Annotated in this window: 16 protein-coding genes; 10 read left to right on the top strand and 6 right to left on the bottom strand. The window is 72.4% G+C overall.

The features are described from left to right. Genes Air01nite_RS28905 through rfbB form a run of 3 tightly spaced genes read right to left on the bottom strand, consistent with a single transcriptional unit; the run spans nt 1 to nt 2,472 of the window. Nucleotides 1-645: a GNAT family N-acetyltransferase gene (locus Air01nite_RS28905; protein WP_239091038.1), complete on the bottom strand. Its 645-nt coding sequence runs from the start codon at nt 643-645 to the stop codon at nt 1-3. Further along, entirely contained in the window at nt 635-1,489 is an 855-nt protein-coding gene (gene rfbD / locus Air01nite_RS28900) for a dTDP-4-dehydrorhamnose reductase (RefSeq protein ID WP_203706490.1), read from the bottom strand. The genes Air01nite_RS28905 and rfbD overlap by 11 nt, the downstream gene beginning before the upstream one ends. After that, nucleotides 1,486-2,472: a dTDP-glucose 4,6-dehydratase gene (gene rfbB, locus Air01nite_RS28895; RefSeq protein WP_203706489.1), complete on the bottom strand. Its 987-nt coding sequence runs from the start codon at nt 2,470-2,472 to the stop codon at nt 1,486-1,488. Before rfbB ends, rfbD begins: the two co-directional genes overlap by 4 nt. A 90-nt stretch (nt 2,473-2,562) precedes the next feature. Here rfbB and rfbA point away from each other — a divergent pair, with 90 nt between their 5' ends. The 4 genes from rfbA to Air01nite_RS28875 all read left to right on the top strand — a co-directional run bounded on the left by rfbA (nt 2,563) and on the right by Air01nite_RS28875 (nt 5,760). Continuing rightward, nucleotides 2,563-3,444: a glucose-1-phosphate thymidylyltransferase RfbA gene (gene rfbA, locus Air01nite_RS28890; protein ID WP_203706488.1), complete on the top strand. Its 882-nt coding sequence runs from the start codon at nt 2,563-2,565 to the stop codon at nt 3,442-3,444. Further along, entirely contained in the window at nt 3,441-4,064 is a 624-nt protein-coding gene (gene rfbC, locus Air01nite_RS28885; RefSeq protein ID WP_203706487.1) for a dTDP-4-dehydrorhamnose 3,5-epimerase, read from the top strand. The genes rfbA and rfbC overlap by 4 nt, the downstream gene beginning before the upstream one ends. A gap of 56 nt (nt 4,065-4,120) precedes the next feature. Further along, entirely contained in the window at nt 4,121-5,479 is a 1,359-nt protein-coding gene (gene pafA, locus Air01nite_RS28880; protein ID WP_203706486.1) for a Pup--protein ligase, read from the top strand. Nucleotides 5,480-5,580: 101 nt separating this feature from the next. Beyond that, the gene (locus Air01nite_RS28875; protein ID WP_203706509.1) at nt 5,581-5,760 is read left to right on the top strand and encodes a hypothetical protein; all 180 of its coding nucleotides are present in this window, start codon (nt 5,581-5,583) and stop codon (nt 5,758-5,760) included. Here the strand turns inward: Air01nite_RS28875 and Air01nite_RS28870 are convergent. Further along, on the bottom strand, nt 5,707-6,831 hold the full coding sequence (locus Air01nite_RS28870) for a DUF3866 family protein (RefSeq protein WP_203706485.1): 1,125 nt from the start codon (nt 6,829-6,831) through the stop codon (nt 5,707-5,709). The two genes, Air01nite_RS28875 and Air01nite_RS28870, sit on opposite strands and share 54 nt — an antisense overlap. A gap of 11 nt (nt 6,832-6,842) precedes the next feature. Further along, nucleotides 6,843-7,886, bottom strand: a complete 1,044-nt coding sequence (locus Air01nite_RS28865; RefSeq protein WP_239091037.1) for a cation diffusion facilitator family transporter — start codon at nt 7,884-7,886, stop codon at nt 6,843-6,845. A 65-nt stretch (nt 7,887-7,951) separates the two neighbouring features. Between Air01nite_RS28865 and Air01nite_RS28860 the strand changes: the two genes are divergently transcribed. The 6 genes from Air01nite_RS28860 to Air01nite_RS28835 all read left to right on the top strand — a co-directional run bounded on the left by Air01nite_RS28860 (nt 7,952) and on the right by Air01nite_RS28835 (nt 12,508). Next, nucleotides 7,952-8,941: a helix-turn-helix transcriptional regulator gene (locus Air01nite_RS28860; RefSeq protein WP_203706484.1), complete on the top strand. Its 990-nt coding sequence runs from the start codon at nt 7,952-7,954 to the stop codon at nt 8,939-8,941. Beyond that, a complete protein-coding gene (locus tag Air01nite_RS28855) occupies nt 8,938-9,921 on the top strand; it encodes a helix-turn-helix transcriptional regulator (RefSeq protein WP_203706483.1) in 984 nt (327 codons plus the stop codon). Before Air01nite_RS28860 ends, Air01nite_RS28855 begins: the two co-directional genes overlap by 4 nt. A gap of 10 nt (nt 9,922-9,931) precedes the next feature. Further along, on the top strand, nt 9,932-10,183 hold the full coding sequence (locus Air01nite_RS28850) for a hypothetical protein (RefSeq protein ID WP_203706482.1): 252 nt from the start codon (nt 9,932-9,934) through the stop codon (nt 10,181-10,183). A 135-nt stretch (nt 10,184-10,318) separates the two neighbouring features. Then, a complete protein-coding gene (gene tatA, locus Air01nite_RS28845; protein ID WP_203706481.1) occupies nt 10,319-10,603 on the top strand; it encodes a Sec-independent protein translocase subunit TatA in 285 nt (94 codons plus the stop codon). Between the two features lie 21 nt (nt 10,604-10,624). Next, nucleotides 10,625-11,557, top strand: coding sequence for a twin-arginine translocase subunit TatC (tatC, locus tag Air01nite_RS28840; RefSeq protein ID WP_203706480.1), 933 nt, complete (start codon nt 10,625-10,627; stop codon nt 11,555-11,557). Between the two features lie 39 nt (nt 11,558-11,596). Next, entirely contained in the window at nt 11,597-12,508 is a 912-nt protein-coding gene (locus Air01nite_RS28835; protein WP_203706479.1) for a diacylglycerol kinase, read from the top strand. Here Air01nite_RS28835 and Air01nite_RS28830 read toward each other — a convergent pair. Further along, the gene (locus tag Air01nite_RS28830; RefSeq protein ID WP_239091039.1) at nt 12,495-13,235 is read right to left on the bottom strand and encodes an HAD family hydrolase; all 741 of its coding nucleotides are present in this window, start codon (nt 13,233-13,235) and stop codon (nt 12,495-12,497) included. The genes Air01nite_RS28835 and Air01nite_RS28830 overlap by 14 nt on opposite strands. Nucleotides 13,236-13,313: the final 78 nt, after the last annotated feature.

Genomic DNA, 13,313 nt, shown 5'->3' with positions numbered 1-13,313 from the left:
TCAGGCAGCGCCGAAGAGTGGCAGGCAGGGCTCCAGGCCGACGACCGAGACCTCGGGGCGGGCCAGGGAAGCCCAGCGGGCGCGGGTCAGGCGCAGCCGTTGGGAGACGACCACTTCGTTGTGGAGGAGGTCTCGGGTGATGCCGTCGTTCTCGTAGCCCAGTTTGTGCGACACCGCCAGCGGTGCTGGATTGTCCACGAAGGACGCTGTGGCCGCCTGTTCCGCGCCCAGGCCTTCGAAGGCCAGGTGCAGCACCGCCTGCCGCATCAGGGTTCCCGTGCCGCGACCCTGATGGGACAGGCCCAGCCACGACCAGGTGCCCACCTCGCGTAGCTGCCCGAACGACGACGCCCGCAGGGCCTGCATGCCCACGACCACGCCGTCGCGGAGGGCTGCGAGGCCCAGCGACCAGGAAGCCGGCGTCCAATCGCCGAAGTCCGACCAGGTGGACTGCACCACCCACCGCGCCCGTTCGGCCGGCGGCAGGTCCGTCCATGGCGTCAGGAACGTGCGCGTGCCCGGCTTCTGGACCCCGTCGAACGCCAGCGCCGCCAGTGCGGCCAGGTCCGCCTCGGACGGCGGGCGCAGTTCGACCGGGCCGACCCGGACACGCAATGCGAGCAGGGGCCAATATTCAGCCAGCACGGACCGCTCCCGCCGCCACCGCGGCCGCCAGCGACGTGCGCCAGTCTGGCAACGCCGGCAAACCCGCCAAAGACCAACGATCATGACCGAGCACGCTGTACGCGGGCCGCACGGCCGGCCGTACGAACGCGGCACTGGTCGTCGGCCGCACCCGGTCAGGGTCCAGCCCGTTCAGCTCGAAGACGGAGCGCGCGAAGCCGTACCAGGTCGTCGCACCCGACGCCGTCCCGTGGTAGACACCTGCCGGCGCCGAGGGGGACGAAGCCAGCGCGACCAGTTGCCGGGCGAGCGCCCGCGACCACGTCGGCTGCCCCCACTGGTCGTCCACCACCTCGACCGTCGGACGGGACCCGGCGAGCCGCAGCATCGTCGCCGCGAAGTTCCGTCCGTGCTCCCCGTAGAGCCAGGCGGTCCGCACGACGTACCCGGACGCCGCGAGCACCGCCCGCTCACCGACCAGCTTGCTGCGGCCGTAGGCGTTGACCGGCGCGGGCACCGCGGACTCCGGATACGGGGACGACCCCCCGGACAGCACGTAGTCGGTGGACACGTGCAAGAGCCGCGCACCGGCCAGCGCGCACGCCGACGCCAGCGACGCCACCGCGGTCCCGTTCAGGGCCGTCGCCGCGGGCTCGGCCGTCTCCGCGCCGTCCACGTCCGTCCAGGCCGCCGCGTTGATCACCACGTCGTGCCCGGGCACGGCAGCGGCAACCGCGGCCGGATCGAGCAGGTCAAGATCAGTGCGCCGCGCCGCGGTCACCGTGAAGGCCGGCAGGTCGGACAGCACGGCGACCAGGTCGGACCCCAGCATCCCGCCGGCGCCGGTCACCAGAACCTTGGTCATCGGGCCGGGGCAGCCTTCAGCGGCTCCCACCACGCCCGGTTGGCGCGGTACCAGTCCACCGTCGCCGCGAGCCCCGACGCGAGGTCGATGCTCGGCGCGTACCCGAGCTCGTTCTGGATCTTCGCGATCGACAGTGAGTAGCGCCGGTCGTGCCCCTTGCGGTCCGCCACCGGCACGACCCGGTCCCACGACGCGTCACACGCGGACAGCAGCAGCCCGGTCAGCTCCTTGTTGGTCAGCTCCGTGCCGCCGCCGATGTGGTAGACCTCGCCGGCCCGCCCCTTGTCCTGCACCAGCGCGATGCCGACGCAGTGGTCGTGCACGTGCAGCCAGTCGCGGATGTTGCCGCCGTCGCCGTAGAGGGGCACGGTGCCACCGTCGAGCAGGTTGGTCACGAACAGCGGGATGACCTTCTCCGGGTACTGGTAGTGCCCGTAGTTGTTGGAGCACCGGGTGACCACCACGTCCATGCCGTGCGTGCGGTGGTAGGCCAGCGCCAGCAGGTCGGAGCCGGCCTTCGAGGCCGAGTACGGCGAGTTCGGCGCGAGCGCCCACTCCTCGGTCCACGACCCGGCGGCGATCGACCCGTAGACCTCGTCGGTGGAGACGTGCACGAACCGGCCCGTCCCGTGCCGCAGGGCCGCGTCCAGCAGCGTCTGTGTGCCGACCACGTTGGTGGTCACGAACGGCGTCGCACCGGCGATCGACCGGTCGACGTGTGACTCGGCGGCGAAGTGGACGATCACGTCGTGGCCGGGGACCACCGAGTCGACCAGCGCCGGGTCGCAGATGTCGCCGTGCACGAAGCGCAGCCGGGGGTCGTCGGCGACCGGAGCCAGATTGGCGCGATTGCCCGAATAGGTCAGTTTGTCGAGCACGGTCACCGCGCTCGGGGCCAGGTCAGGGCCCGCGCCCGGGGTCAACAGCATCCGGACGTACTCCGAACCGATGAACCCGGCACCGCCGGTCACGAGGATCCTCACGGCTTCGGGAGTCTACGCGACGTCGCGGCCCGAACACGCCCGCGCGACGGACGATCCAAACGCGGGCACAGGGGCTATAGGCTGCCGCCCGTGCGAGGGATTCTTCTGGCCGGCGGCACGGGCTCCCGGTTGTGGCCGATCACGATGGCCGTCTCCAAGCAACTCATGCCGGTGTTTGACAAGCCGATGATCTACTACCCGCTGTCAACGCTCGTGATGGCCGGCGTCGACGAGATCCTGATCATCACCACCCCCGATGACCAGGCACAATTCCGCCGGCTGCTCGGCGACGGCAGCCGGTTCGGCCTCCGGCTCGACTACGTCGCGCAACCCCGCCCCGAGGGCATCGCGCAGGCGTTCCTGCTCGGCGAGGAGTTCATCGGCGACGAGTCGGTGGCGCTGATCCTGGGCGACAACATCTTCCACGGCGTCGGCCTGGGCCGTCAGCTATCCGACACCAACGGGATCGTCGGCGGGCGCGTCTTCGCCTACCCGGTGGCCAATCCCCGGGAGTACGGCGTCGTCGACTTCGACGCCGACGGCAAGGTGCTCTCGATCGAGGAGAAGCCCGCCGTTCCTAAGTCCCGGTACGCCGTGCCCGGCCTCTACTTCTACGACAACCGCGTCGTGGAGATCGCCAAGGCGCTCAAGCCGAGCGACCGGGGCGAGCTGGAGATCACCGCGGTCAACGAGGCCTACCGGGAGTGGGGCGAGCTGACCGTCACCGTCCTCGACCGGGGCACCGCCTGGCTCGACACGGGCACGTTCACGTCGATGATGCAGGCCGCCGACTACGTACGCGTGATCGAGGAACGCCAGGGTCTCAAGATCGGCTGTGTCGAGGAGGTCGCCTGGCGGGCGGGCCTGATAGACGACGCCGCCCTGCGCGACCTGGCGACCCCGCTGACCAAGAGCGGCTACGGCACCTACCTGTTGAGCCTCCTCGCGGAGAAGGGCAAGACCCTGGCATGAAGATCCGTGAGCTGGGCATCGAGGGTGCCCTGGAGGTCACGCCGCAGCAGCACGGCGACCCGCGCGGGCTGTTCCTGGAGTGGTTCAAGGCCGAGACGTTCGCGGCGGCGACCGGCCACCCGTTCACCCTCGCCCAGGCCAACATGTCGGTCTCGGCCCGGGGTGTGGTGCGCGGCGTCCACTTCGCCGACGTGCCGCCGGGTCAGGCCAAATGGGTCACCTGTGTACGCGGCGCGGTGGTCGACGTGGTCGTCGACGTGCGGGTCGGCTCGCCGACGTTCGGCCGCTGGGAGGCCGTCCGGCTCGACGACGTCGACCGGCGGGCCGTCTACATCCCGGAGGGGCTCGGGCACGGCTTCTGCGCCCTGACCGACGACGCGACGCTGGCCTATCTCTGCTCGACCGGCTACCACCCGGCGGGGGAGCACACCGTGCACCCGCTCGACCCGGACCTGGCCATCGACTGGCCCGCCGACGCGCCGATCCTCTCGGCCCGCGACGAGGCCGCTCCGTCACTGGCGGCGGCACGGGAGGCCGGGCTGCTGCCCGACTATGACGCGTGTCGCGGCTACGTGTCAGGGCTCAAAGGCGACGAATCGGGCGGCAAGAATACCCGGTGAATGACGGCGCGTCGCGGCACTGACCACCGACCGGGTTTCCCGGCTAATGTCTTGCTATGGAGCGGCGAATCTTCGGGCTCGAAACCGAATACGGGGTCACCTGCACCTACCGGGGGCAGCGTCGGTTGTCGCCGGACGAGGTGGCCCGCTACCTGTTCCGCCGAGTCGTGTCCTGGGGTCGGTCGAGCAACGTCTTCCTGCGCAACGGCGCGCGTCTCTACCTCGACGTCGGCTCCCACCCGGAATACGCGACCCCCGAGTGCGACAACGTCGCCGACCTGGTGGCGCACGACCGGGCCGGTGAGCGGATCCTCGAGGGGCTGCTCGTCGATGCCGAGAAGCGGCTGCACGACGAGGGCATCGCGGGCGAGATCTATCTCTTCAAGAACAACACCGACTCCGCCGGCAACTCGTACGGCTGCCACGAGAACTACCTGGTGTCCCGGCACGGCGAGTTCGGCCGCCTGGCCGACGTGCTGATCCCGTTCCTGGTCACCCGCCAGTTGATCTGCGGCGCCGGCAAGGTGCTGCAGACCCCGCGCGGCGCCGTCTACTGCCTCTCCCAGCGCGCCGAGCACATCTGGGAGGGCGTCTCCTCGGCGACCACCCGGTCCCGGCCGATCATCAACACCCGCGACGAGCCGCACGCCGACGCCGAGCGCTACCGCCGCCTCCACGTGATCGTCGGCGACAGCAACATGAACGAGGTCACCACGCTGCTCAAGGTCGGCAGCGCCGACATCGTGCTGCGGATGATCGAGGCCGGCGTGGTCATGCGCGACCTGTCGCTGGAGAACCCGATCCGGGCGATCCGCGAGGTCTCGCACGACGTGACCGGTCGCCGCAAGGTCCGCCTCGCCAACAACAAGGAGATCAGCGGCCTCGAGATCCAGCAGGAATACCTGGCCAAGGCCACCGAGTTCGTCGAGCGCCGGGGCGGCGACCAGACCGCCAAGCGGGTCGTCGAGCTGTGGGGCCGCGTGCTCAAGGCGATCGAGACCGGCGACCTGGAGCCGGTGTCCCGCGAGATCGACTGGGTGACCAAGCTCCGGCTGATCGAGCGCTACCAGGACAAGTTCGACCTCCCCCTGTCGCACCCCCGGATCGCGCAGATGGACCTCGCCTACCACGACCTCCGGCGCGGGCGCGGCCTCTACGGGCTCATGGAAAAGCGCGGCCAGGTCGACCGGGTCGCCACCGACCTGGAGATCTTCGAGGCCAAGGAGACCCCGCCGCAGACCACGCGGGCGCGGCTGCGGGGCGAGTTCATCCGGCACGCGCAGGAGAAGCGGCGCGACTTCACCGTCGACTGGGTGCACCTCAAGCTCAACGACCAGGCGCAGCGCACCGTCCTCTGCAAGGACCCCTTCCGCGCGTACGACGAACGGGTGGAACGGCTGATCGCCAGCATGTGAGACACGCGGGTACGCTGTGGGGCACCATGACGCTCCCCGAGCAACGCGACAGCGCCCCGCAGGAGGGGTGGCCCGATGCCACCCGCACGTCCGGCGTGTCCATGCCCGAGACCCGGCCCGAGCTCATGCGCGAGGGCTGGCTGCAGAAGCGCCAGCAGAAGGTGCGCGACGAGATCGAGCGCAACCGCCGCGGCGACTACAGGGTGCCCACCTGGGTGCTGGCGGCCCTACTGGTCGCGGTGCTGGCCGGCTGGCTGCTCATCGTCTTCCTGAACGGCTAGCCCCACCGCGTGCCGGCCCGCGGCGGCCGCCGTCAGGAAATAGCCGTGGTCGGCGTCCAGCGCCCGGCCCATCGTCGACAGCGGCACGGGCGAGGCCCGCAGCGCCGCGTCCAGGCCGTCGGTGGCCACGCGGACGATCCGGTGCCGCACCGACAGGTCCGCGATCTGCTCCTCCACCTTCGCCGCCAGCGGCTCGGCCAGCCCGTCCGGCAGCGGCAGGTCGCAGGGTGCGAGCGCGACCCGCCCGTACGCGGTCAGGCTGTGATGTGAGATCCCCTGGTGCCGTGCCCGCGGGTCGGCGTCGGAGATCCGCAGCGCGCCGACGGCCCGCCCGCCGAGCGCGGCGGCCGCGTTGACCGCCTCGCCGACCGCGACACCGGAGAACGCCCAGGGCAGCCCCGCGCCCAGGTTGCCGGGGCCCTGCGTGACCACCGCGACGTCGGCGCCCAGCGCGTAGCGGGCGGCCAGCAGCCCGCTGTGCGTGGTGACGGCCTCCAGGTCGCCGCCGAACGCCTGCCCGACCGTGACGGTGCCCGCCAGCCGGTCGCGCAGCCCGTCCACCGTGCGGGAGAACCAGGCCGGCAGGGCGCCGCCGTCGGTCATCACGTACGCGATCCGCGCCTGCGGATGGTCGGCGTGGATGCCGGCGACGATGGCCGGCAGCGCCGAGTGCAGGTCGGCGGTGACCACCGGCATCCCGGCCAGCGTGTCGGCGGCCGCGATCGCGGCGTGGTGCGGCGACGTGGGCTCCTCGACGCCGCGGACGATCGCCTGCAGCGGCGTGTAGCGGGCCTTGACCACGTGGCCGCCGGCCCGGTCGGTGCCCGTGCCCGGCGGGTCCGGCGGCAGCCGGTCGGGCAGCGCCACGACCAGCGCGTATCCGCCGGTGCCGAGGCCCATGAGCTGGGCGTTGACGTTGAGCAGCACCCGGTCGCCGGGCTCGGGCTCGCCGACCAGCTCGGGATAGGCAAGGGCCCGGGTCGGCGCGCCGTCGACGGTCACCGTCAGCTCGACCGCGCCGCGCCAGCGGCGCCGCACCTCCGCGACCACACCGCTGCGCCACCTGACCATGGCAGGAAAGGTTACCGGTCCGGGCCGCCGCGTCCCGCGCGGCCGCGGGTGGGATCCAGGAACACGTACCGGATCGACGGGTAGATGCTGATCAGCCGCCGCTCGGCGGCGTCGGCAGCCGCCTCGATGTCGGCGCCGGTGGCCTCGTCGTCGAAGTCGACCTTGGCGGCCACCAGCACGTCCTCGGGGCCGAGTTGCATGGTCAGCAACTGGTCGACGCGCTCGACGGTGGGCACGGCCGACAGCTCCGCGCGCAGCCGCTGGTGCAGCCGCCGCGGGACCGCCCGGCCGACCAGCAGCGACACGTTGGCCACCGACAGCGTGGCGGCCACGAACAGCAGCAGGACACCGATGCCGATCGACGCGATGCCGTCCCAGACGGGGTCGCCGGTCGCCTCGGTCAGGCCCAGGCCGCCGGCGGCCAGCGCGAGGCCGATCAGGGCGGCGCTGTCCTCCAGGAAGACCGCCTTGACCGCGGTGTCCGGTGTGGCCCGCAGGAAGCGGAACGGCGAGGTGCGCCAGCGGGTGGCCTCGCCGCGGACCTGGCGCAGCGCGCGGTAGAACGAGATGGCCTCGAGGACCGCCGAGACGATCAGCACGATGTACGCGACGAGGAAGTCGCCGGCGTCCTCGCCGTGCAGGATCGTCTCGACGCCGCGTTCGATGGAGAAGCCCGCGCCGGCGACGAACGTGAACAACGCGGCGATGAACGCCCAGACGTAGCTCTCCTTGCCGTACCCGAACGGGTGACGGTCGTCGGGCTCCTTCGCGCCGCGCCGCAACGCCGTGAACAGCAGCACCTCGGTGGTCGTGTCGGCCAGCGAGTGCGCGGCCTCGGCGAGGATCGCGGCCGAGCCGGTCAGCAGGCCGGCCACGAACTTGGCCGCCGCGATCGCCAGGTTGGCCAGGCCGGCGACGATGACCGTGAGGACCGACTCCGACGGGGCGTCGTCCTGGTCCGGAATCGCCGCGTGCCGTACCTCGGGTTCACCTTCCAGATCGATGTCGTCCATGTCCGATGGCCGCTCCGGGCCGCCCGGGTGTTCCGAGGTCACGATGGCAAGGCTATGCCCCGCCGGGGTGTGCGCACATGCGTACCAACACTGCTAGCGTCTTGGGAGTGTCGCGGACCCGCACCGAGCGCCTGGTCAACCTGGTGATCTGCCTGCTCTCGACGCGACGGTTCCTCACCGCCGCGCAGATCGCCGCGACCGTGCCGGGCTACGAGCACGACCCCGAGGATCCCAAGGACCACGAGGCGTTCCAGCGCAAGTTCGAACGCGACAAGTCGGAGCTGCGTGAGCTGGGCGTCCCGCTGGAGACCGGCGCCGCGAGCGCGTTCGACACCGAGCCCGGCTACCGCATCGCCCGCCGCGACTACGCCCTGCCCGACATCCCGCTCGCGCCCGACGAGGCCGCCGCCGTGGGCATCGCCGGGCGGCTCTGGCAGCACGCCGGCCTGGCCGCCGCGGCGTCGTCCGGGCTGGCCAAGCTGCGCGCCGCGGGCGTCGACGTCGACCCGCAGGCGACCCTGGGCGTCGAGCCGATCGTCCGCGTCGACCCGACCTTCGCGCCGCTGACGGCGGCCGCCCGCGACCGGCGCACGGTCGCCTTCGACTACCGGGTGCCTGAGCAGGACGCCGCGACCAGCCGCCGGCTCCAGCCGTGGGGCGTGGTGTGCTGGCGGGGCCGGTGGTACGTGGTGGGCCACGACCTCGACCGCGCCGCGCCGCGGTGCTTCCGGCTCTCCCGGGTCGTCGGCGGGGTCCGGGTGACCGGGCGGCCCGGCGCCTACGAGCCGCCCCGCGACCTCGACCTGATCAGCTACGTCGCCCGGTTCAGCGGGCCGATCGAGCGCACCGGGCGCACCACGGTGCTCGTCCGCAGGGGCCGCGCCGCCGGTCTGCGCCGGTGGGCGCAGGAGACCACGCCGGGCGCCGAGTTCGACCGGGTGGTCCTGCGGTACGCGGACGTCGACTTCATCGCCACCCAACTCGTCGGCTACGGACCCGAGGTGCGGGTGCTGGAGCCGCCCGAGGTGCGCGAAGCGGTGATCCAGCGACTCAAGGAGACCGCCTCCCGGCACGACGTCACCCCGGTGCCGGCATGACTTCGGCATTTGGCCGTGGGGGCCGGCCGAGCGCTGACCGACTGGGCCGACTACTCAACCTGGTGCCCTACCTGCTGGCCAGGCCGGGCATCGAGGTGGCGGAGGCGGCCGCCGCCCTGGGCGTGACCCAGCGGCAGCTGCGCGAGGACCTGGAGCTGCTCTGGGTCTGCGGCCTGCCCGGCTACGGCCCGGGCGACCTGATCGACATGGCCTTCGACGGCGACCGGGTGACGATCACCTACGACGCCGGCATCGACCGGCCGCTGCGGCTCACCCCCGACGAGGCGCTCGCGCTGGTGGTCGCGCTGCGGATGCTCGCCGAGACGCCGGGCATGGCCAACCGGGACGCGATCGAGCGGGCGCTCGCCAAGATCGAGCACGCGGCCGGCGACCTCGCCGACGCGCCGGTGGCGGTGCGCATGCCCGGCAGTGACGACCGGCTCGGCACCCTGCGCGGCGCGGTCGAGCGGGGCCGCGCGCTGCGGATCACCTACTACGCACAGACCCGCGACGAGACCACCGAACGGGTGATCGACCCGATCCGGCTGCTGATGGTCGAGGGCCGGGCGTACGTCGAGGCGTGGTGCCGCCGGGCCGAGGCGGTCCGGCTGTTCCGCGCGGACCGGATCGACGCGCTGGTCGAGCTCGACGAGCCGGCCGTGCCGCCGCCGACCGCCGAGCTGCACGACGTCAGCGACGGCGTGTTCAGCCCGGGTGCCGAGCTGCCGCTGATCACCCTCAAGGTGGGTCGCGGCGGCCGGTGGATCACCGAGTACTACCCGTGCGAGGAGGTGCGGCCCGACCGGCGCGACTCCGACGAGTGGGTCGTCTCGCTGCGGGTCACCGACCTGGCCTGGGCACAGCGGTTCGTGCTCGGCCTCGGGCCGGACGCGACCGCCGTGTCGCCGCCGGAACTGGTCGAGCGGGTCCGGGACGCCGCGACGGCCGCACTCGACGCGTACGCGTCGCCGGCGCACTAAGCTGTCCGCCGTGGTGCTCTGGATCGTGATCGGCGCGGCGGTGCTCGGCCTGCTCATCCTGGCCCTGGCCGCGCGACCGGTGCTGGCCCGACTGCCCGAGCTCGCCCGCGCGCTGCGCCGCCTCGAGGACCGGCAGGCCCGAGCCGAGGAGCTCGGCGCCAAACTGGCGGTCCTCCAGGAGCAGGCCGAGGCGGTCCAGCAACGGGCCGTGGTCGCGCAGGAACGGATCACGGTCATCAAGGCCGGTCGCGGTCGCGCCTGAAGCCCGAAATGTCGAGCTGACGCCGCCCGTCCATCAGACTTCACCAGGTATTGGGGTCCACCGGCGGGTGGCGTGGCCAAAAGTCACCCGTAGGATGGGCACGTCACCCCGACACTCATCGACTTTGGAGTTCCCATGGGCGCCCTCAAGCCGTGGCACATAGCCGTACTCGTCGTCGTGCTGGTTCTGCTCTTCGGCGCGAAGCGGCTCCCTGACGCGGCCCGCTCCCTCGGCCGCTCCCTGCGCATCATCAAGGCGGAGACCAAGGGGCTGGTCGACGACGACAAGGGCGACCTGGCCGAGAAGGCCGACGCCCAGGCCGCGCGGCAGCCGCTGCCCCCGCAGCAGGTGCAGCAGCAGCCGGCGGCACAGAACCCGCCGGTGGTCGACCCGGTGCAGCGCACCCGCGACGTGATCTGACGACCGAGACGTCGTCCGGTCATGGCCATCACCCTGCGTCGTAAGGGCCCGACCGAGTTCCAGCGGGCCGCCGACGGCTCGATGACGCTGATCGAGCACATCCGCGAGCTGCGCAACCGGCTGTTCAAGGCGTCGCTGGCACTGCTCGTCGGCATCATCGTCGGCTACTTCCTGGCGCAGCCGGTCTTCGAGATCCTCAAGCAGCCCTACTGTGCGCAGTTCCCGGGCAAGCCGTGCGCCGAGGTGGAGTTCCTCCAGCTCGGCGTCGGCGACGGCTTCCTGCTCAAGCTCAAGCTGGCGCTCTGGATCGGCCTGATCGTCGCGTCACCGGTCTGGCTCTACCAGCTCTGGGCGTTCATCGCGCCCGGCCTGCACCGCAACGAGCGCAAGTACGCCTACTTCTTCGTCGCGCTCGCGGCGCCGCTGTTCATCGGCGGGGCCGTGCTGGCCTTCTTCGTCGTCTCAAAGGGCATGCACTTCCTGCTCGAGGCCGGCGTGACGGGCGTCGAGCAACAGCTCGAGGTCACCCGCTACATCTCGTTCGTCACCAACATGCTGCTCATCTTCGGCGTGGCGTTCGAGTTCCCGCTCATCGTGCTGATGCTCAACTTCGTGGGCATCGCGAGCGCGAAGCGGCTGCTCGGCTGGTGGCGGGTCGCGGTCTTCGTGTTCTTCCTGTTCTCCGCGGTGGTCACCCCGACACCCGACCCGTTCGGCATGACGGCGCTCGGCGCCTGTCTCAGCGCGCTCTACTTCGGCGCCGTCGGCATCGCCTTCGTCAACGACAAGCGGCGGGGGCGCGGCAAGGAGATCTACGCCGGGGTCGACGACGACGAGATGTCGCAGCTCGAGGACGAGCGTGAGCCGGTCGCGGCCGGTGCACCGATCGAGTCGATCGCCCCGGTGGCGGCGCCGCGGCCGCTCGACCGGCGCTTCGACGACGACATCACCTGATCTCTATCGCGGCACCCGGCCCGCGGGTAGGGTGCCGCCGTGAAGATCGACGGACCGCTGGCGGTGCTGGCCAACCCCGGAGCGGGGCGTGGCCGGCACCGCGGCGTCCTGCCGTTCGTGCTGGCCCACCTCCGCGCACACGGTCACGCCGTCGAGCCCCTGTCCGCGACGACGGCGGCGGAGGCCCTGCGCGCCGCCCAGGAGGCCGTGGCCGGCGGCGCGGGCGCCCTGGTGGTGGTCGGCGGCGACGGCACCGTCCACCTGGCCCTGCAGGCCCTCGCCGGGACGGGCGTGCCGTTGGCGATCGTGCCGGCCGGCACCGGCAACGACTTCTCCGCCGCGGTCGGTTTCACCACCGACCCGCACACCGCGCTGGCCCGCATCGACGCCGCCCTCGCCGGCGGTGGCGGGACGCGCACGCTCGACCTGGCCCGGCTCACCGCCGGCGACGGCACGCTCCGCTGGTTCGGCGGTGTGCTGGCCGCCGGCTTCGACGCGATCGTCAACGAGCGCGGCAACCGCATGCGCTGGCCGCGCGGCCCGATCCGGTACGACCTGGCGATCCTCGTCGAGCTCGCCCGGCTGCGGGCCCGCCGCTACCGCCTGGTGCTCGACGGGGTCGTCCACGAGCTGGACGCCGTCCTCGTGGCCGTGGCCAACGCCGGCAGCTACGGCGGCGGCATGCGGATCTGCCCGGACGCCGACCCGGCCGACGGCACGCTCGACCTGACCGTGGTGCGGCCGATCAGCCGCACGACCCTGGTCCGGGTCAAACCGCGGATCTACGCCGGCACCCACGTGAGCCACCCGGCCGTCGACACCTACCGGGCGACCCGGGTCGAGCTGGCCGCCGACGGCATCGTGGGCTACGCCGACGGCGAGCGGGTCGCGCCGCTGCCGGTGACCGTGGAGTGCGTGCCGGGAGCGCTGAGCGTGCTTACGGCCGGGTGAGCGCCACCGCGGCGGCCAGGCCGTTGACCGCACCAGGGTCACCCGCGGGGAGGACGAGCGCGGACAGCCCCGCCCGCACCGCACCCGCGTCGGCCGGCGTGTCGCCGACCATCAGCGCCCGCTCCGGGTCGACGCCGAGCATGCCGCACGCGCGCAGGAAGATCGCCGGGTCCGGCTTGACCCGACCCACCTCGTACGAGAGCACGAACGCGTCGACCAGCTCGGTGAGCCCCCACTCGGCGAAGTGCGGCCGGAGGTCGAAGCCGATGTTGCTGACGACCGCCACCGGCACCCCGGCCGCGCGCAGGGCCTTGAGCGTCTCCGCGGTGTCCGCGTAGGGCTGCCAGCCGTCCGCGCCCAGCAGCCGCTCGTAGAGGGCGTCGGCCAGCCCCTCGATGTCGGTGTTGACGGTCGCGGCGAGGCCCACGTACGCGGCCCGGTGAGCGTGCGGGTAGAGATCGCGGTCCGCCCACACCTCGGCCAGGTGCACCGGCACCCGCACGGGCAGCGGCCCGCCGGCGCGCCCGGCGGTGACCAGCCGGTCGGCGAGCACCGTCGCCCTGCCCCGGTCGAGCTGCGCACCACAGGCCAGCGCGGCGGCGACCACCCACGCGACCGGGTCCTCCACCTGGGCGAGGGTGCCGTGGAAGTCGAACAGCACGGCCTCGACCGGGTGCCGGGCCGGTTGGTCCGGTCGCTCCGGCACACGTGGATCGGGCGGGTCCACATGTTCTGGGTTGGGCACGCCGTGGACCTTACCCAGGACCTACCGGGCGGGTCCCGCACGGCCTACCGCGTCGGCGCG

Source organism: Asanoa iriomotensis (assembly GCF_016862515.1).
GTDB classification, from domain to species: domain Bacteria; phylum Actinomycetota; class Actinomycetes; order Mycobacteriales; family Micromonosporaceae; genus Asanoa; species Asanoa iriomotensis.
This window is presented reverse-complemented; position numbering and strand designations above follow the sequence as displayed.